17 protein-coding genes are annotated in these 17,683 nt (G+C 48.3%); 16 read left to right on the top strand and 1 reads right to left on the bottom strand.

The window, feature by feature from the left end; genetic code table 11:
• Positions 1-17: 17 nt before the first annotated feature.
• The 8 genes from EL268_RS17650 to EL268_RS17615 all read left to right on the top strand — a co-directional run bounded on the left by EL268_RS17650 (position 18) and on the right by EL268_RS17615 (position 5,722).
• Positions 18-827: a class I SAM-dependent methyltransferase gene (locus tag EL268_RS17650; protein WP_106652939.1), complete on the top strand. Its 810-nt coding sequence runs from the start codon at positions 18-20 to the stop codon at positions 825-827.
• Entirely contained in the window at positions 811-1,191 is a 381-nt protein-coding gene (locus tag EL268_RS17645) for a VOC family protein (protein ID WP_106652940.1), read from the top strand. Before EL268_RS17650 ends, EL268_RS17645 begins: the two co-directional genes overlap by 17 nt.
• Positions 1,188-1,991 (top strand): class I SAM-dependent methyltransferase, encoded by an 804-nt coding sequence (locus EL268_RS17640; protein WP_106652941.1) that lies wholly within the window; start codon positions 1,188-1,190, stop codon positions 1,989-1,991. The genes EL268_RS17645 and EL268_RS17640 overlap by 4 nt, the downstream gene beginning before the upstream one ends.
• Before the next feature lie 116 nt (positions 1,992-2,107).
• Positions 2,108-2,284, top strand: coding sequence for a DUF2759 domain-containing protein (locus EL268_RS17635; protein WP_106652942.1), 177 nt, complete (start codon positions 2,108-2,110; stop codon positions 2,282-2,284).
• A gap of 107 nt (positions 2,285-2,391) precedes the next feature.
• Positions 2,392-3,558, top strand: a complete 1,167-nt coding sequence (gene steA, locus EL268_RS17630) for a putative cytokinetic ring protein SteA (RefSeq protein ID WP_106652943.1) — start codon at positions 2,392-2,394, stop codon at positions 3,556-3,558.
• A gap of 25 nt (positions 3,559-3,583) precedes the next feature.
• Entirely contained in the window at positions 3,584-4,138 is a 555-nt protein-coding gene (locus tag EL268_RS17625) for a copper transporter (RefSeq protein ID WP_106652944.1), read from the top strand.
• A complete protein-coding gene (locus tag EL268_RS17620; protein ID WP_106652945.1) occupies positions 4,125-4,817 on the top strand; it encodes a glycosyltransferase family 2 protein in 693 nt (230 codons plus the stop codon). The genes EL268_RS17625 and EL268_RS17620 overlap by 14 nt, the downstream gene beginning before the upstream one ends.
• Complete coding sequence (locus EL268_RS17615; RefSeq protein ID WP_232029927.1) at positions 4,799-5,722, top strand: UDP-N-acetylmuramyl pentapeptide phosphotransferase; 924 nt, start codon at positions 4,799-4,801, stop codon at positions 5,720-5,722. Before EL268_RS17620 ends, EL268_RS17615 begins: the two co-directional genes overlap by 19 nt.
• Here the strand turns inward: EL268_RS17615 and EL268_RS17610 are convergent.
• A complete protein-coding gene (locus EL268_RS17610; RefSeq protein WP_106652947.1) occupies positions 5,719-5,979 on the bottom strand; it encodes a DUF2627 domain-containing protein in 261 nt (86 codons plus the stop codon). The genes EL268_RS17615 and EL268_RS17610 overlap by 4 nt on opposite strands.
• 210 nt (positions 5,980-6,189) lie before the next feature.
• On the opposite strand from EL268_RS17610, the gene EL268_RS17605 reads away from it, so the two are divergent.
• The 8 genes from EL268_RS17605 to mce all read left to right on the top strand — a co-directional run bounded on the left by EL268_RS17605 (position 6,190) and on the right by mce (position 17,657).
• On the top strand, positions 6,190-8,259 hold the full coding sequence (locus EL268_RS17605) for a sigma 54-interacting transcriptional regulator (protein WP_106652948.1): 2,070 nt from the start codon (positions 6,190-6,192) through the stop codon (positions 8,257-8,259).
• Between the two features lie 233 nt (positions 8,260-8,492).
• A complete protein-coding gene (locus EL268_RS17600; RefSeq protein ID WP_047068882.1) occupies positions 8,493-9,584 on the top strand; it encodes a Glu/Leu/Phe/Val dehydrogenase dimerization domain-containing protein in 1,092 nt (363 codons plus the stop codon).
• A 138-nt stretch (positions 9,585-9,722) separates the two neighbouring features.
• Entirely contained in the window at positions 9,723-11,144 is a 1,422-nt protein-coding gene (gene lpdA / locus EL268_RS17595) for a dihydrolipoyl dehydrogenase (protein WP_106652949.1), read from the top strand.
• Between the two features lie 18 nt (positions 11,145-11,162).
• Positions 11,163-12,155 carry a thiamine pyrophosphate-dependent dehydrogenase E1 component subunit alpha gene (locus EL268_RS17590; RefSeq protein ID WP_106652950.1) on the top strand — a complete coding sequence of 331 codons (993 nt, stop codon included), beginning with the start codon at positions 11,163-11,165 and terminating at the stop codon, positions 12,153-12,155.
• 13 nt (positions 12,156-12,168) lie between these two features.
• A complete protein-coding gene (locus EL268_RS17585) occupies positions 12,169-13,152 on the top strand; it encodes an alpha-ketoacid dehydrogenase subunit beta (protein ID WP_106652951.1) in 984 nt (327 codons plus the stop codon).
• Positions 13,153-13,172: 20 nt separating this feature from the next.
• Positions 13,173-14,516 carry a dihydrolipoamide acetyltransferase family protein gene (locus EL268_RS17580; RefSeq protein ID WP_106652952.1) on the top strand — a complete coding sequence of 448 codons (1,344 nt, stop codon included), beginning with the start codon at positions 13,173-13,175 and terminating at the stop codon, positions 14,514-14,516.
• 234 nt (positions 14,517-14,750) lie between these two features.
• Positions 14,751-16,910, top strand: coding sequence for a copper amine oxidase N-terminal domain-containing protein (locus tag EL268_RS17575; RefSeq protein ID WP_106652953.1), 2,160 nt, complete (start codon positions 14,751-14,753; stop codon positions 16,908-16,910).
• Positions 16,911-17,240: 330 nt separating this feature from the next.
• Positions 17,241-17,657, top strand: a complete 417-nt coding sequence (mce, locus tag EL268_RS17570; RefSeq protein ID WP_106652954.1) for a methylmalonyl-CoA epimerase — start codon at positions 17,241-17,243, stop codon at positions 17,655-17,657.
• Positions 17,658-17,683: the final 26 nt, after the last annotated feature.

The following is a 17,683-nucleotide window of genomic DNA, read 5'->3' as shown; positions in this document are numbered from 1 at the left end:
GGCAGGAGGTGTTCCCGATGAATCATGAGGAGATCAAACAAGCCGTGCAAGCGCAATTTGGCAAAAATGCAGAGCAATACGTGCAAAGCAAAACACATGCAAAAGGCAGCGACCTGGACCTGATGGTGGAGTGGTTGCAGCCATCAGAGAAGTGGCGGGCACTGGATATTGCCACAGGAGGTGGGCACGTAGCAAGGACATTGGCTCCACATGTGAGCTTTGTCGTCGCTACGGATTTGACTCGCCCGATGCTCATGGCGGCGTCTACTGCCAATGATGCAGTGCTTGTCCGGAATGTGATGTATGTACAGGCAGATGCAGAATCACTCCCGTTTTTGGATGAATCCTTTGAGATCGTCACATGCAGAATCGCGGCTCATCATTTTCCGGATCCGGCGGCTTTTGTTCGTGAGGTGAGTCGCGTACTGTCCCCTGGTGGGTTGTTTCTCTTCATCGACAACGTTTCGCCTGAGGAGTCGTCACTCTCGGCATTCATAAATGAAGTAGAGAAAACACGCGATCCCAGTCATGTTCGCTGTCTTTCCATAAGTGAATGGGGCGCTTTGTTTGAAGCGAATGGCTTGACTCCGCAAAAGCAGCAGGCACGCAAAAAAAGATTTGAATTTTTACCATGGGTTCAGCGCACTTCCGAATCAGCTGAGCAGGAGGAGAGCGTGGAAAAACTGCTGCTGAACGCTACAGATGAGCAAAAAGAATATCTAGGACTTACCACAAAGGAAGGCAGAGTAATGACCCATCAGATTGATGAATGGATGGTTCTGTGCAAAAAAAGAGGAGGTAATGAAGACGATGACCACAAAGCATAAATGGATTGGGCTCGATCATATACAATTAGCAGCACCAGCAGGAACGGAGGACGTAGCACGCAAGTTTTTCGGTGAGCTGTTGGGAATGCCGGAGGTTCCAAAGCCAGCGAAGCTTCTCGTTCGAGGTGGTGTATGGTTTCAATGTGGCGCTCAAATGATTCATATTGGCGTAGAGGAAGGATTCATTCCCGCGAAAAAAGCACATCCGGCGTTCCTTGTGCAAAACATTGGTTCGCTGATGGAGCATCTGCAATCAAATGGGGTATCGTTTCGGATTGACGAAGAAATACCTCACCTTATCCGCTTTTTTACAGAGGACCCATTTGGAAACCGACTGGAGTTCATGGAGGCGAAACAGGAATGACAATTGATTTTCACGCTGAGAAAAACCAGTTGAGCTATACAGGGAGAACCGCTGATGATTCGTGGAGTCAAACGATCCTGTCACTCGTCAATCCCGTGGGAAAAAACGTCGTGGACATCGGTTGTGGCGGTGGAATTTACAGTAGGGCTTGGTCAGGGCTAGGGGCTGCTACTGTCACGGGAGTTGACTTTTCCCACGTGATGGTTGAGGCTGCAAGAGAGCAATGTGCTGACGATCCGAAGATTTCGTTTGCACAGGGGGATGCCCGCGCAACCGGCTTGCCGAGTCAGTGTGCGGATATTGTATTTGCTCGCGCATTGATCCACCATTTCCCGGAGCAAGACTTGCAGAAGTTTTTTAAAGAAGTCATCAGGTTATTGGCACCAGGGGGAATTTGCTTAATCCAAGACCGGACGATGGACGATGTCAATATGCCAGCCTCGCCGACTCATTTTCGCGGCTATTTTTTTACCCGATACCCGCGTTTGCTAACGATCGAACAAAAACGCAGGCCGGATGATACAACGGTGCAGAACACCATGAAGCTCGCAGGGCTTGAGCAGGTGAACAAGACAATGCTATGGGAGACAAGACGAGAATACGATAGTTGGTCTGATTTGGAAGCAGACTTGCTTTCAAGAAAAGGCCGCTCCATTCTGCATGAATTGACCGATGCCGAATTGAAAGACCTCGTTCACACCATCCATAATCACGTAGCCGGGCAAGAAAAATGGATAGAGCAAGATTGCTGGAGTATATGGATAGGCGGCGCAACATGTGGCACAATAAAAGGGAAATAATTGTGAAACTTTTTGTTCACAAATTTGGATATGCTTGTCTCATAATACATGAAGCTATATAATGGAATTGCCATTGTATTCCGGTTTGCGTCATCTTGGTGAAGGAGTTGTCGTTTATGAAAATCGTTTTATTTGACATCCTGATGTTTATCTTCACATTCTTTATTGCTTGGGGCTGTTTGAGCTCCATCAGAGCGAAAAACAAATTTGCAACAGCATTTGGCTTTGTATCTTTGATGGTTTTCCTGTTCGCAGATGGTTTGATCATTTACTACATGCTCAAGGGTGCGTAGATTAAACTGAAAACGCTTCGCTTAAAAGAGGTTGTGCATTTGATGCACAGCCTCTTTTTTGCATGTAAGGAGGAAATATTTAGCATACTAAGGGCGGAGGTGGAAAAGTGGGCAAACGAAAAGGTTCTGCAGCACATTCATACACGGCTGTCGTAGCAGCTGATCTGAAGACGAAGCAGTTATGCAAACGTCTCCACTCCCGTCATATCGCCATCATTGATCATCCGGATGTTGATGAGATAGCAGCACAGTCCTTACTGGAAAGAGGGGTAAAAGTCGTCCTCAACCTTTCGCCATTCATGACAGGGCAATACCCGGCTGAAGGGGCTCGCCAACTTTTAACAAACGGTGTCACACTCTATGAGGTGCTGGATGTAGATGTGTCGGATTCGTTCATGGAATGGACCGAGGGCAAGTATGCAACGATACGCGAAGAAAATCTGTACATCCTATTGGAAGAGAAGTGGGTCCATGTATGTAGGCTGCAGCAGGTGACGGTTCCATCTATTTTAAACCGATGGCATGAAGCTCATGATAAGTTGGATGACACACTCTCTTCGTTTATCGACAATACACTTTTGTACGCCAGTAAGGAAAAAGACCTTTTTTTAAAACCACTTTGCCATGTGCGATTACATACAAAAATGGAACAGCGACACGTCATTGTCGTCGTTCGCGGAAAACATTATAAAGAGGACTTGCTGACGCTGTCTTCCTACATTCGGGAATATCGTCCTGTTTTGATCGGTGTCGATGGCGGTGCAGATGCCCTCATGGAAGCAGGGTATCGTCCAGACCTGATTGTGGGAGATATGGACAGTGTCTCGGACAGAGCGCTCCAAAGCGGCGCGGAGATCGTCGTACATGCTTTTGTAAATGGGACAGCACCTGGAACGACTCGTGTAAAAGCGCTCGGTTTGCCTTATCATGTCTTGCCGGCGCCTGGTACAAGCGAGGATGTGGCGATGCTGTTAGCGTACGAAAAGGAGGCTCAACTGATCGTCACGATCGGTGCCCATACAAATATGATTGATTTTCTGGAAAAAGGCCGCAAAGGTATGGCGAGCACGTTATTGGTCCGCACGAAGATCGGGACAAAGCTGATTGATGCCAAAGGAGTCAGTCATCTCTATCGGCCGAGCGAGTCATGGAAGCTGTGGGCTTGGTGTATAGTCGCTATGCTTCTGCCTGTTTCAGCCGCACTCGTCATTAATCCGATCGCCCGTCATGCTGTACAGATGATTTGGACCCAGTGGCGGACGTGGACTTTATAGACCAAGCACTTTCATGGAGGTAGACATGATACCCTTCCGCTATCATTTGATTTCACTGGCTGCCATATTTGTCGCGCTTGGAGTAGGTATCTTGTTAGGAGGGACGGCAGGTCATACATGGATAACGCAAGGAACAAAAGGCATTCTTTCCAATATGGAAGCCAAGTACGACCGCGCTCTCAAAAGCAACCATGAATTAAGGCAGCAAATGAATCGATTGCTTAAGGAAGTTGAGGTCAGCAACCAAGAAGTTGTCCAACTTATGAGCATACGCTATGTGGATGAACTTGCAGGAAGCAAAGTGTATGTTTGGCAGGAGGATGGCAGCGTTGCTGAACAGATTAAGCAACTGATGCATTCAGTAGGTATGGAAGTGGTTTCTTACCGCGATGGAAACAGTTGGGAAGATGGGGTGCTTTTGGTGGTAGCTAGGCATGCCCCGCTTTGGCTACGGGAAAAACAGGCGAATTCTTGGATTCAGGTCGTAGAAGTGCCTGACTCTCCTACAAAGCAGTGGGCTCTTTTGGAGCAAGTGCAAAATAGATTGGTTGAGAGGAAGGGCTCGCGTGAAAAAAGTTAGCGTCGTCATTCCAGCGTTCAACGAACAGGCTTCTATCGGTGATACTCTCCGTGCCATCCGTGAACGCTTTTTTTGTGATGAACTGATCGTCGTTGATGATGGCAGTAAAGATGAGACGGCACACATCGCAAGCAAGTGGGCGGATAGGGTGATTCGAGCACCGCACAATCAAGGGAAAGGTGCAGCTGTTCAACTGGGCTGGAAGTGCGCCAGTGGAGAAGTGGTCATGCTTCTCGACGGCGATTTGCGAGACAGCGCAGCAGAAGCCGCACATTTGCTTACGCCAGTTCTGCAAGATGTCTGTGATATGGCGGTAGCTATTCTGCCACCTCCGCAAGTAAAAGCAGGTCTCGGATTGGCAAAAGGCTTGGCCCATCATGGTATCCGGATGTTGACAGGCTTTGAAGCAAGAGCCCCTTTATCGGGACAACGGGCAATACGTCGCGAGCTTCTTGACCGATTGGGGAGCCAGGATAAAGGATTTGGCTTAGAGGTAGGGCTCACTGTCGATGCATTGCGGGCAGGGTATCGTGTAGCAGAGGTCCCTGTCTTTTTTTCGCATCGTGAAACGAAAAATGATTGGGCAGGCTTCTGTCATCGCGGGAAAGAGTTTGTCGCGATTAGCCGAACGCTATGCTGGAAATGGTGGGAGGGGCAAGAGTGGAAACGAAAATCATGATGCTCTTGATGCTCGTCGCGGTCGTTTTTCCGCTGGTGCTTGACCGCCGGCTGCATAAAATCGGCACACAAAAGCTCAAAGCCCTGGGAATGAATCGATTCAATTACGATGGAGAGTCAGTACTGACAGCAGGGGGGCTCATCCTCGTATGTTCGAGCGCTATTACCGGGATAATTCTGATCGGAATCCTTATGCTTAGAGGGGTCAATAGCGAGCTTGTCCGGCACGGTTTTTTATTTGTAACAGGTATGATCACAATGGCCTTTTGGGGATGGCGAGATGATTGTACATCAGATCGAGAGGCAAAAGGCTTTCGTGGACATTTCGGCGTGCTATGGCGAGAGAGGCGAATGACCAGCGGCATGTGGAAGCTGATTGGCGGGACAAGCACGGCTTTTTGTCTTTCCCTCTCTCTTTCGAACTCGTTGTGGGCAGGCATTGTTTCCTTTGGTTTACTTGCACTCTCCCCCAATATCGTTAACTTGTTTGATTTGCGGCCTGGACGGGCGATCAAAGTGTTTTGGTGCCTAACAGTACTGGCAGGAGCTTTTGGCTTATGGACAAGTGGGGCCAGTGCGGCGATGGCAAACTGGATTTTTTGGCTCCCTGTTTTCGTTGCAAGCATGCTCATGTTTTCTCATGACGCTGGCGGCAAAATCATGCTGGGAGATACAGGGTCGAATGCCTTGGGTTTTGCAGCAGGCTTTTCCTTTGTCATCGGGACACCGATTTATGTACAGGCGAGTATGCTCGTGCTTTTCCTGTGTCTTCAGGTTGCGGCAGAATTTTGTTCGTTTTCCCGCGTCATCGAACAGGTCGGTTGGCTCCGACGACTCGATCAATGGGGGAGAGTTACAGAAGCTGAACATAAAAAAAACCAGACTGGCTCGTCCGGTTTGGTCTAGTCCTCGTCATCTGGTTCAGGAATCATGAAACGGGGCTGTACGCGATTTTTTTTACGCTCGTGATGGAGAATAAATCCGGCAATAAACCATACAGGGATGGCGAAAGCCAGTATACCTAAAATGAGTTTTCCCCATAAAAATCCAACTTCCGGAGAGGCAGAATAGAAGAATGCGTCTCGGATTAATTTGATTCCGTACATGGCGATTGCCGCCGGGATTACCATAATTAAGAGTGCAATGATTTTCTGAAAAACCAAGGGTGGTTCACCCCTTTCTCTAACGCTGAACTACCACAACAACTGCAGTTCGGTCTTTTCATCATATCGGATGCGAACAGCCTTGTCCACCGTACCTGTAGCACACGAACGAGCGCACGTTAGGGAAGAACGCCTGTCCATCAACGGTTTGTTGGAGTACAATGGTAACGAGTAAGATCGTAGTTGTTCAAAAAGTGAGGGGTCTCTCGCATGCACAAGCTGCTCATCGTTGGTGCGGGACGTGGTGGAACAGCACTCCTGCGGATGCTAAACCAGATGGACCGATTACAAGTCGTTGCTGTCGTCGATCAACGGCCGGACGCGCCAGGCATACTGCTGGCCCAATCATTGGGGATTCCCGTCGATCATGATTATCGGCCTTATTTGGATGAGGATCTGGATGTCATTTTAGAAGCTACAGGGGACCTGGGAGAGTATGAGCATCTCAGGCAATTAAAGAAAGATAAGACAGTGCTTATCCCGGGAACGTTTACGAGAATCGTCATGAAATTGATTCGGGAACGCGATAAGCTGATTGCAGTCTTAATGCAAAATCAGCGGGAGCGGGAAACGATGCTGAACTCCACGCATGACGCGATTATCGGGGTCAATCGCCAAGGAATTATTACGTTGTTCAACAAAGCCGCAGAGCGATTGATGGGCATCGAGGCGAGTGAAGTGCTGGATACAAAAGTTTCGGAGCGTATACCGAACACGCGGTTACATATTGTATTAAAGACAGGCTCTCCCGAATTGAATCAGGAGCAAGTCTTGCCGAATCAGACGCGGATTATTACAAACCGTGTACCCGTTCGGAATGATCGAGGAGAAGTTGTCGGAGCTGTTGCCATTTTCCGCGATATTACAGAAATCATGGCGTTGGCAGAAGAAGTGACGAACTTGAAAGATTTGCAGAGCATGCTGCAAGCGATTATTCAATCGTCGGACGAAGCGATATCAGTCGTTGACCAATACGGGAATGGACTTTTGATCAATCCGGCCTACACGAGGCTTACGGGTTTTTCGCAAGACGACATTATCGGGAAACCAGCGACGGTAGACATTTCCGAAGGCGATAGCATGCATATGCAGGTCTTGAAAACGAAGAAGGCAGTGAGAGGCGTCCCTATGAAATTGGGACCAAAGCGCAAGGACGTCGTTGTCAATGTTGCACCTGTTGTGGTCGATGGGGAACTGAAAGGCAGCGTTGGCGTTATTCACGATGTCTCCGAATTCAAGCGCCTGTCAGAAGAGCTGGAGAGAGCTCGTCGTATCATCCGCAATTTGGAGGCTAAATATAGCTTTGCAGATATCATCGGATATAGCGAGCCTATGCAGCAAGCGATCGAGCAAGCCAAAAAAGCGGCGTCAACACCAGCAACTGTCCTTCTTCGTGGGGAATCGGGAACGGGGAAAGAACTGTTTGCCCACGCCATACATAATGCAAGTGAACGAAAATACAACCAATTCATCCGGGTCAATTGTGCAGCGATCTCAGAGAGCCTGCTGGAGAGTGAGCTTTTCGGTTATGAGGAAGGCGCGTTTACAGGTGCGCGTCGAGGAGGAAAGCGGGGGCTGTTTGAGGAAGCGAGCGGTGGAACAATCTTTTTGGACGAGATCGGCGAGCTGTCCATGAGCATGCAGGTCATGCTTTTGCGCGTCCTCCAGGAGCGAGAGGTTGTGCGAGTCGGTGGAACGAAGCCGATTAACATCGATGTTCGTGTCATTGCAGCTACCCATGTGAATCTGGAGGCTGCGATCGGAGCGGGACGTTTCCGTGAAGACCTGTACTATCGTCTCCACGTCGTACCGATTCATATCCCTCCACTCAGACAGCGCTTGGAAGATATTCAGCCGATTGCAATGCACTTGCTGCGAAAAGCCAATCTGGAGTACGGAAGGAATGTAGAAGAGCTGCATGAAGAAACATTGCAGATGCTTCTGTCCTATCACTGGCCAGGCAACGTACGCGAGCTAGAGAATGTACTGGGCAGAGCGATGATTCATATGCGGATCAACGAGCGAATCATTATGCCGGAGCATTTACCCCCACTGGAAAGAAGAATCGTTTCAACCAAAAAGGAAGAGGCCCAGCATGAGGGTTCCACTGGTACCACGTTAAAAGAAGCTGTGGAAAAGGCAGAACGTCAGCACATATTGCGGGAACTGGCAGCAGCGAAAGGCAATCGCACCCTTGCAGCCAAACGCCTCGGAATCGCGATTCGCAGTTTGTACTACAAGATGGAAAAATTGGGCATCATGGATGTGCAGGAAGAGTAACGATGCGACTGTGCAAAATATTGCACGCAATTCTTTGCGCGTATATGCAAAAAAATGCAGACTTGACGTGAGGATGCTCATTCCACGTTCTTGTAAATAAAGCGCTTTCATAAGTTTGATTTTATTGGCATGACTTTTGCATATACCTCTTGACGGGAAATTCTCCAAATGGAGCCCACTGTTACGCCTGCTTACTTAAGCGGAAAACGAAAGATACTAGGGAGGTTTCTTCAGTGAACATCTTTGACTACATGCAAAAGTACGATTACGAGCAATTGGTATTTTGCCAAGACGAAAATTCCGGTTTGAAAGCAATCATTTGCATTCATGATACGACATTAGGACCAGCACTCGGCGGTACGCGCATGTGGCCGTATAAAACAGAAGAAGAGGCGATTGTGGACGTACTGCGTCTCGGTCGTGGGATGACTTACAAAAACGCAGCAGCAGGACTGAACATCGGTGGTGGTAAAGCAGTCATCATCGGTGATCCGCGCGAGCATAAGAGCGAAGAGCTGTTCCGTGCTTTCGGCCGCTATATCCAAGGGCTGAATGGCCGCTACATCACAGCTGAGGATGTAGGAACAACAGTAGCAGACATGGATATGATCCACTTGGAAACAGATTTCGTCACAGGTGTTTCTCCGGCATTCGGTTCCAGTGGTAACCCATCCCCTGTAACAGCTTACGGTGTTTACCGTGGAATGAAAGCTGCCGCTAAATTGGCGTTTGGTTCCGACTCTCTCTCCGGACGAGTAATTGCTGTACAAGGTGTAGGAAACGTAGCTTACAATCTGTGCCGCCATCTGCATGAAGAAGGCGCGCATTTGATCGTAACGGACATCAATCAAGAAAACGTAGATCGCGCAGTGAACGATTTCGGTGCGAAAGCCGTAGGCGTTAACGAGATCTTTGGCGTAGAGTGCGATATCTTCTCTCCTTGCGCATTGGGTGCGATCATCAACGATGACACCATTCCACTCTTCAAAGCAAAAGTGATTGCAGGGGCAGCTAACAACCAGCTAAAAGAAGAAAGACACGGCGACCAAATTCACGAAATGGGTCTGATCTACGCACCAGACTACGTGATCAATGCTGGTGGTGTAATCAATGTGGCAGATGAGCTGCAAGGCTATAACCGCGAGCGTGCACTGAAAAAAGTAGAAACGATCTATGACAGCATCCTGAAAATTTACGAAATCGCTGAACGTGATGGCATGGCTTCCTACAAAGCTGCTGACCGCATGGCGGAAGAGCGCATTGCAAGTGTGGCAAGATCACGTAATACTTTCCTGCAAAACGGCAAGACTGTTTACAAGCGCTAATCACGTTTCTTCTATAAAAGTCTTACTCCTGTCCGCTCTTCTATGGAGGGCGGCCAGGAATACATAAACGGTTTTCTTTGAATATTCATATTCTCGTAAATACGCAGGGTAGCTTTCCGAATGAAAGGAGAGATCGTGGTGTCTCAAGAGTTTGATTTAGTCGTCCTCGGGGGAGGTACCGGCGGTTATGTAGCGGCAATCCGCGCTTCCCAATTGGGAATGAAGGTAGCAATCGTGGAGAAAGAAAAGCTCGGTGGTACTTGCTTGCACCGTGGTTGCATCCCATCCAAAGCGCTATTGCGCAGTGCAGAAGTATTCTCCACCCTGAAGGAAGCTGACAAATACGGAGTCTCGGCCGGTACTGTAGGCTATGACTTCACGAAAATACAAGAACGAAAGCAAGGCATTATCGACCAACTTCACAAAGGGATTCAGTACTTGATGAAAAAAGGCAGCATTACTGTCTTTGAAGGCTTTGGAAGAGTCATGGGGCCTTCCATTTTTTCTCCGCAGGCAGGTGCTGTGCGCATTGAAAAGGAAAACGGGGACCAAGAAATGATCGTTCCACGATTCCTTTTGTTGGCAACAGGTTCTCGTCCGCGCACACTTCCCGGTTTGGTCATCGACGGATCTTATGTGGTCACAAGCGATGAAGCGTTGCAGTGGGAGCGATTGCCTGCTTCTGTTGTCATCGTTGGTGGCGGTGTCATCGGGATTGAGTGGGCTTCCATGCTCAATGATTTCGGTGTAGAAGTAACTGTTGTGGAGTACGCCGACCGTATTTTGCCGTTTGAGGATGAAGAAGTGAGCAAGGAATTGGCTCGTCTGTTGAAAAAGCGGAAAGTCAACATCGTGACGGGAGCAAAGGTGCTGCCTGAATCGTTGGAAAAAGGGGAAGGCAAAGTCTCTATTCAGGCGGAAGTCAAGGATGGAGTCCAAACCTTTGAAGCCGAAAAGGTACTCGTATCAGTAGGACGCCAAGCGAATGTAGAAAACATCGGTTTGGAAGCAACAGAAATCAAAGTCGAGCGTGGCGTAGTTGTGGTTAATGAATTTTTCCAGACTGCAGAGTCTCATATTTATGCGATTGGTGACGTTATTGGCGGTCTGCAATTGGCTCATGTCGCTTCGCATGAAGGAATACTCGCCGTAGAGCACATGGCTGGTCAAAACCCGCACCCGATGGATTACACCAAGGTTCCGAAATGTACGTATAGCCGACCTGAAGTCGCAAATGTCGGACTCACTGAAAAAGAAGCAAAAGAACAAGGCTACGATGTGAAAATCGGCAAGTTCAGCTTTAAGCCACTGGGCAAAGCCCTGATCCACGGTGAGAATGACGGCTTTGTGAAGTTGGTCGTTGATGCCAAGACCAATGATTTGTTAGGGGTTCACATGATCGGTACACATGTGACAGATATGATTTCCGAAGCGGGCTTGGCCCGTGTACTGGATGCGACTCCGTGGGAGATCGGTCAGACGATTCACCCGCATCCATCCTTATCCGAAGCAATCATGGAGGCAGCGCAGGCTGTCGACGGAAAAGCGATTCACAATTAGCGAGGAGGGAATGTAACGATGACAACCAAGCGACATGAGCAAGTGGGATTGACCGATGCGCAAGTCCTTGACATGTATTATTACATGCTGTTGGCCAGAAAAATTGACGAGCGCCAATGGCTGTTGAATCGTGCGGGCAAAGTACCGTTCGTGATTTCCTGCCAGGGTCAGGAAGCAGCTCAGGTGGGAGCAGCTTTTGCGATGGAAAAAGACAGAGATTTCTTGTGCCCGTACTATCGCGATCTTGGTTTGGTTCTGGTTTTTGGCCAAACAGCCCGTGATTGCATGCTGTCCGCTTTTGCGAAGGCGGAAGATCCGAATAGCGGTGGAAGACAGATGCCAGGTCACTTCGGTGGCAAAAAGTACAATATTTTGACGGGCTCAAGCCCAGTGACTACGCAAGTGCCACACGCAGTCGGTATGGCTTTGGCAGGAAGAATGAAGCAAAAAGATTTTGTTGTGTATGCATCGTTCGGGGAAGGCTCCAGCAACCAGGGTGACTTCCACGAAGGTGCGAACTTTGCGGGTGTCCACAAGCTCCCGGTTATCTTTTTCTGCGAAAACAACAAATATGCGATCTCTGTACCACTGAAAAAGCAGTTGGCTTGTGAAAGTGTAGCAGACCGTGCGATCGGTTACGGCTTCCCGGGAGTCAGTGTGGACGGAAACGATCCGATTGAAGTATACCGCGTCATGAAAGAAGCGGTTGAACGTGCTCGCAGTGGTCAAGGACCAACGCTGATCGAAGCTGTTATGTATCGCCTTGTTCCGCACTCCAGTGACGATGACGATCGTGTGTATCGTACGAGAGAAGAAGTAGAAGAAGCGAAGAAAAAGGACCCGTTGATTGTTTTCGCTGCCTATTTGAGAGAGATCGGACTCTTGGACGAACACAAGGAAGCGGATATGCTCGCCCGCGTGCAGCTGGAAGTGGATGAAGCCACTGAATATGCAGAAAACGCGCCATATCCAACACCAGAATCGACAATGACATTCGTATACGGGGAATAAGGGGGGATCTTTTATGGCAGTCATTTCTTTTATTGATGCAATTACAATGGCGATGCGTGAAGAAATGCGTCGCGATTCCAATGTGTTTATCCTCGGGGAAGACGTTGGCGTACGCGGTGGGGTTTTCCGGGCGACAAACGGATTGATTGAGGAGTTTGGCGAGGAGCGCGTGATCGATACCCCGCTGGCTGAATCCGCTATTGTCGGTGTAGGGATTGGTGCGGCAGCTTACGGGATGCGTCCAATCGCGGAGATCCAGTTTGCGGACTTCATCATGCCGGCTGTGAACCAAATTGTCAGTGAGGCGGCGAAAATGCGCTATCGATCGAACAACGACTGGCATTGTCCGATCACGATTCGTGCCCCATTTGGCGGCGGGGTTCACGGTGCACTGTACCACTCGCAATCTGTGGAAGCGATGTTCACGAACACCCCTGGTTTAAAAGTAGTGGCACCTTCGACACCTTATGATGCAAAAGGTCTTCTGAAAGCAGCCATTCGCGATGAAGATCCGGTGCTCTTTTTCGAGCACAAGCGCTGTTATCGTTTGATCAAGGGCGAAGTGCCTGAGGACGACTATGTGCTGCCGATTGGCAAAGCGGACGTCAAGCGAGAGGGTACAGACATCACGGTCATCTCCTACGGCTTGACTCTGCACTTCTGCCTGCAAGCAGCGGAAAAGCTGGCACAAGAAGGCATCAGTGCGCATGTTCTCGATTTGCGTACACTGTATCCGTTGGACAAAGAAGCGATCGCAGAAGCGGCTTCGAAGACAGGCAAAGTATTGATCGTACACGAGGACAACAAAGAAGGCGGCGTTGGCGGTGAGGTAGCTGCCATTGTAGCGGAGCATTGCCTGTTCGATTTGGATGCACCGATTAAACGTCTTTGTGGTCCAGATGTACCGGCTATGCCATACAGCCCGCCGATGGAAAAATACTTTATGCTGAACCCAGAAAAAGTATTGGAAGCAATGCGCGAGCTGGCCAACTTTTAAGGCGAGGAGGACCAAGGATCATGGCAACGAAAGTACTAATGCCCCAGCTCGGAGAGAGCGTGACCGAGGGCACTATTAGCAAATGGTTGGTCAATGTAGGCGACACGGTCAAGAAATACGACTCGCTGGCTGAAGTGACGACGGATAAAGTAAACGCAGAGGTTCCTTCTACTGTTTCAGGACGCGTTACTGAGATCGTCGTGCCAGAAGGTGAGACAGTCGCAGTCGGCACATTGATCCTATATATAGAAGAAAGTGGTGCGGAAGGTGGAGCTGCAGCGCCTGCTAGCACGCCGGAAACTACGGCTCCACAAGCGCCTGCGCCTGCAACCGAGCAGCCAAAGGCAGCTGCGCCGGCTGTATCCATTCAGCAAGCACCAGTCGTCGATGGACCAAAACAACGTTATTCACCTGCTGTTGTCATGCTTTCACAGCAGCATGGCATTGACTTGTCCCGCGTTGTAGGGACTGGAGCAGGCGGTCGTATTACCCGCAAAGATGTCCAAGCGATTATCGATGCGGGCGGCCAAAAGCCAGCTGAGACCGTGAAAGAAACGGTCGCACAGGCTCCCGTGGCAGCAGTCGAACAATCTACTGTGGTTTCAACACCTGCACCTGCAGCATCAGTTTCGGCTCCTGCTGTTTCCGTAGATATTCCGGTTGCAAGTGGTGATCAAGTTGTACCTGTAACGGCTATTCGTCGTACGATTGCAAACCGGATGGTACAGAGCAAGCATGAAGCTCCACATGCTTGGACGATGGTCGAAGTAGACGTGACCAATCTGGTTAACTTCCGCAATCAGGCAAAAGGCGAATTTGCGAAAAAAGAAGGGCTCAACCTCACGTTCCTGCCGTTCTTTATCAAAGCGGTTGTGGAAGCGCTGAAAGAGTACCCGATGATCAATTCCACGTGGGCACATGACAAAATCATTGTGAAAAAGGACATCAACATCTCCATCGCAGTAGCGACGGAAGATGCTCTCTATGTTCCTGTCATTAAGCATGCTGACCAAAAATCAATTCTTGGCATTGCGAAGGCAGTTGATGATCTGGCAGCACGCACCCGTGCAGGAAAATTGACGATGGATGACATGACAGGCGGGACCTTTACGGTTAACAACACAGGCTCCTTTGGCTCTGTTTTGTCCCAGCCGATTATCAATGCTCCGCAAGCTGCGATTCTTAGTGTCGAGTCCATTGTAAAACGCCCTGTTGTCATTAACGACATGATCGCAGTGCGGTCGATGGTCAATTTGTGCATGTCCTTGGATCACCGCGTGCTGGATGGTCTGATTTGTGGGCGATTCCTGCAAAGTGTGAAGCAAAAACTTGAGAATGTAGGACCGGATACCAAGCTGTACTAAGGTGTCAAGAAACCAGGTCAAGTAAAGACCTGGTTTTTTTGATCAAAGAATCGTAAAAAAATTTTCCAAATCGATCATTACGTATGTAACTTTTTTAGAGACATCCTCGTCTTAGCAAGTGGAGCCAGTGTGTCTCTTAAACTAGAAGAGATTCCCACCAGATAGCATTTGTGGTAGACTGGTAGCGTCCCGCTAGAGAATTTCCAGATTAAGGGTAAACATGGGAGGAAAAACATGGAGAAAAGTAAAAAAGCACTACCAATAGTGCTGGCATCAGCGCTGGCCGCTACACCATTTGTGTCAGTACCGCAGCAAGCACATGCTATTGAAAAATTGTCTGTAACGGCTGACAACGATGGTGCAGGTAAAGAAAGTGACTACACCATTGAATTCAAGCTAGAAGAAGACCTGGATAGTGGAGAAACCATTACTATTGAATTCGATTCTGATTTTGATATCGAAGATGACATTGATTCGGACGATATTGATGCTAGCTTCGATGTGAAGAAAGTAAGTGTTGATGGAGAAGAAATTACAATCAAGACAGATGAAGATTTAGAAAAAGGCGATAAAATTAAGATTAAAATTACGAGCGGTATCACGAATCCCGATGACAAAGGTTCATACAGCGTCAGTGTAGAAGCGGGCGACGAGGATTCGGAATCGGATGATGTAGATATCAAAAAAAGCAGCTCGAGCAGCAGTAGCAAGTCTAGCAATGATTATGCCGTATCGTTGAGCAGCAAAGCAGCAGGAGAAAAAGTCAGCCTCAAGCTTGGCAAAATTTCTCTCAAAGGTAGTGATGAGCTGGAGACAAGCTCCACGATAACTGTCACTTTCCCAGAGAAAAATATGCTGCCATCAAGCATTGATGAAGAGGATGTAAAAGTAAACGGATATACAGCGAAATCTGTCAGTGTTAGTGGCAGTACGGTTGATGTCAAAATTCCGAGTGGTGCAGACGCAGATGATTACATCACCTTGGAATTTGACAAGGATGCTGGAATCGAGAACCCTGATTCCGGAGGCAAGCATGTTTTCAAAGTGAAATATGATGGAACTACATACGAATCAGAAGATGTTGAAATTACGAAGAACGGTTCAAGCTCTAGCAGCGCTTCCGACAGCTTTACAGTGAACCTGTCCGATCCGGGCGCAGGAGCTCGCACCAGCTACACCTTTGATGCTGACTTCGGCAGCAAAGAATTGAAAGCAGATGGGGAATTGATTCTCGAATTCCCATCATCTGACATGGTGCCGGGCATTTTGACTGCATCAGACTTTTTACTCAATGGGAAACCAGCGAAAAAAGCAACTGCAGTTGGAAATAGAATCGCGTTAGTAGCGCCAACCGGCTTCAATGCCAATAGCAGAGTGAAGGTTGAAGTTACTTACGGAGCGTGGATTTCCAATCCGAGAACGGCTGGCAGCTATACGTTGAAGGCTACTGTTTCCGGAAGAACCTTGGAATCAAAATCCTTCAGCATCGGTGGCTCTTCTGTGAACCCGACGCCGACCAACCCAACCAACCCGACCAATCCAGTACCTGTACCAAACACAGGTACCAACAACAGCACGGCAACAATCGCATTGACACAAAATGCACTTGGCAAGCAGACGGGTGTAAACGTGGCAATCAAAGGATTGGGTGTTGGTCTGCAAAAGCAGCGCGATTTCATCGAGATCGTATTCCCGGTAGGCTACAAGGTACCGGCTTACATCGCGCCAGCTAACATCTCTGTGAATGGTGTAGGTGCGAATTTTGTTGCCGTTCGTGGACAAAACGTTCTGATTTATCCGTCTCAGGATATTCCTGCGGCAACAAATGCTAATGTCGTGATCAATCCAGCGGCGAACATCGTAAACCCTGCTGTGAAAAACACATATAGCATCAGCGTGTTTACTTCCGAAGAAAGAGGATTGCTGTTTGCGCGTGCTGTTGGTGTAGGGATGCCTTCCCCGGCTCAACCAAAGCCTGCAACGCCAACACCACAACAGCCGCAACAACCATCAACAGCTATTCCTGCAAACTCGGCTTCCTTTAAAGTAAATACAGCAAACTTCACCCTGCATGGCAAATCGTATCCTCTCTCTGTAGCTCCTTATATTGCAGATGGTAATACGACCATGGTTCCAGCCCAATTCTTTAAAGAAGCACTGGCACTGACTACGCAATGGAACAATACAAGTGTTGCTGTTATCAGTGGAACCAAAGTCGTGAAGTTTACAGTTGGGTCGAAAACAGCAAAAGTAGGTAAAACAGAAATTCAACTGCCAACACCTGTTGTTCTCAAAAACGGCATGCCAATGATTCCAATCCGTACCGTTACGGATAATCTTGGTTACAAAGTTGGCTGGGATGCGAAAACTTCCAGCGTATACGTATACAAATAAAAACGAGCTGGGACAAACGAAAAACCCCTTTCCGCTTTTCGGTCGGAAAGGGGTTTTTAATTGTTTATCAGCACTCGTTTATTGAAAGTAAAAAAACGTGGGAACGATGAGTGAGAGTATTAGAATGCCGATCAGGATTTTTGCAAAGAGCGATTGGTGTCTCATTCTAATCAAACCTCCTTTCAAGGTAGAGGAAATTATCAGGTGATTCTGTAAGTGGCTGTGCTAGAATGAAGAAAAGGATATCATTGGCTTTCTTTTTTTCGCCCATGCTGAAATTGTACCGAAATGTAGCCAATGAGACAACCACTTACAAAAGGATGATGATTCGTGAGCGCACCGAAAAAAATTGCCCATATCGGCATTGCGGTAAAAAGCTTGGAAAAGACGCTTCCCTTTTATACCGTGCAATTGGGATTGGAGTTGGTTGGAACCGAAATCGTGGAGAGCGAACAAGTACAAGTGGCATTTTTAAAGATCGGGGAAAGTCATATTGAATTACTAGAACCGCTGAGTGATGAGAGTCCGATAGCAAAATTTATGGAAAAACGCGGAGAAGGCATTCACCACATTGCTTTTGATGTAGATGACGTTGCGGGTCGTCTAGTCACATTAAAAGAGCAAGGTGTACCGCTCATTCACGAGGTCCCCAAAGCGGGTGCGCACGATGCGTTGATTGGATTTTTGCATCCAAAGGCAGCGAATGGCGTTTTGTATGAGCTGTGCCAATATCCGAAAGAATCATAGGCGTTTACGTAGTAGAAAAAATTTTT

The sequence above is a fragment of the Brevibacillus brevis genome (genome assembly GCF_900637055.1).
GTDB lineage: Bacteria > Bacillota > Bacilli > Brevibacillales > Brevibacillaceae > Brevibacillus > Brevibacillus brevis.
The sequence above is the reverse complement of the archived record's forward strand: the minus strand, read 5'-3'. Positions and strand labels throughout refer to the sequence as shown.

What these genes read in the sequence shown, in the direction of transcription:
- EL268_RS17605 (WP_106652948.1), top strand. Translation starts at nt 6,190, where the DNA reads ATGCACAAGCTGCTCATCGTTGGTGCGGGACGTGGTGGAACAGCACTC.
- EL268_RS17625 (WP_106652944.1), top strand. Translation starts at nt 3,584, where the DNA reads ATGATACCCTTCCGCTATCATTTGATTTCACTGGCTGCCATATTTGTC.
- EL268_RS17640 (WP_106652941.1), top strand. Translation starts at nt 1,188, where the DNA reads ATGACAATTGATTTTCACGCTGAGAAAAACCAGTTGAGCTATACAGGG.
- EL268_RS17650 (WP_106652939.1), top strand. Translation starts at nt 18, where the DNA reads ATGAATCATGAGGAGATCAAACAAGCCGTGCAAGCGCAATTTGGCAAA.
- EL268_RS17645 (WP_106652940.1), top strand. Translation starts at nt 811, where the DNA reads ATGACCACAAAGCATAAATGGATTGGGCTCGATCATATACAATTAGCA.
- EL268_RS17580 (WP_106652952.1), top strand. Translation starts at nt 13,173, where the DNA reads ATGGCAACGAAAGTACTAATGCCCCAGCTCGGAGAGAGCGTGACCGAG.
- EL268_RS17590 (WP_106652950.1), top strand. Translation starts at nt 11,163, where the DNA reads ATGACAACCAAGCGACATGAGCAAGTGGGATTGACCGATGCGCAAGTC.
- EL268_RS17635 (WP_106652942.1), top strand. Translation starts at nt 2,108, where the DNA reads ATGAAAATCGTTTTATTTGACATCCTGATGTTTATCTTCACATTCTTT.
- EL268_RS17585 (WP_106652951.1), top strand. Translation starts at nt 12,169, where the DNA reads ATGGCAGTCATTTCTTTTATTGATGCAATTACAATGGCGATGCGTGAA.
- EL268_RS17575 (WP_106652953.1), top strand. Translation starts at nt 14,751, where the DNA reads ATGGAGAAAAGTAAAAAAGCACTACCAATAGTGCTGGCATCAGCGCTG.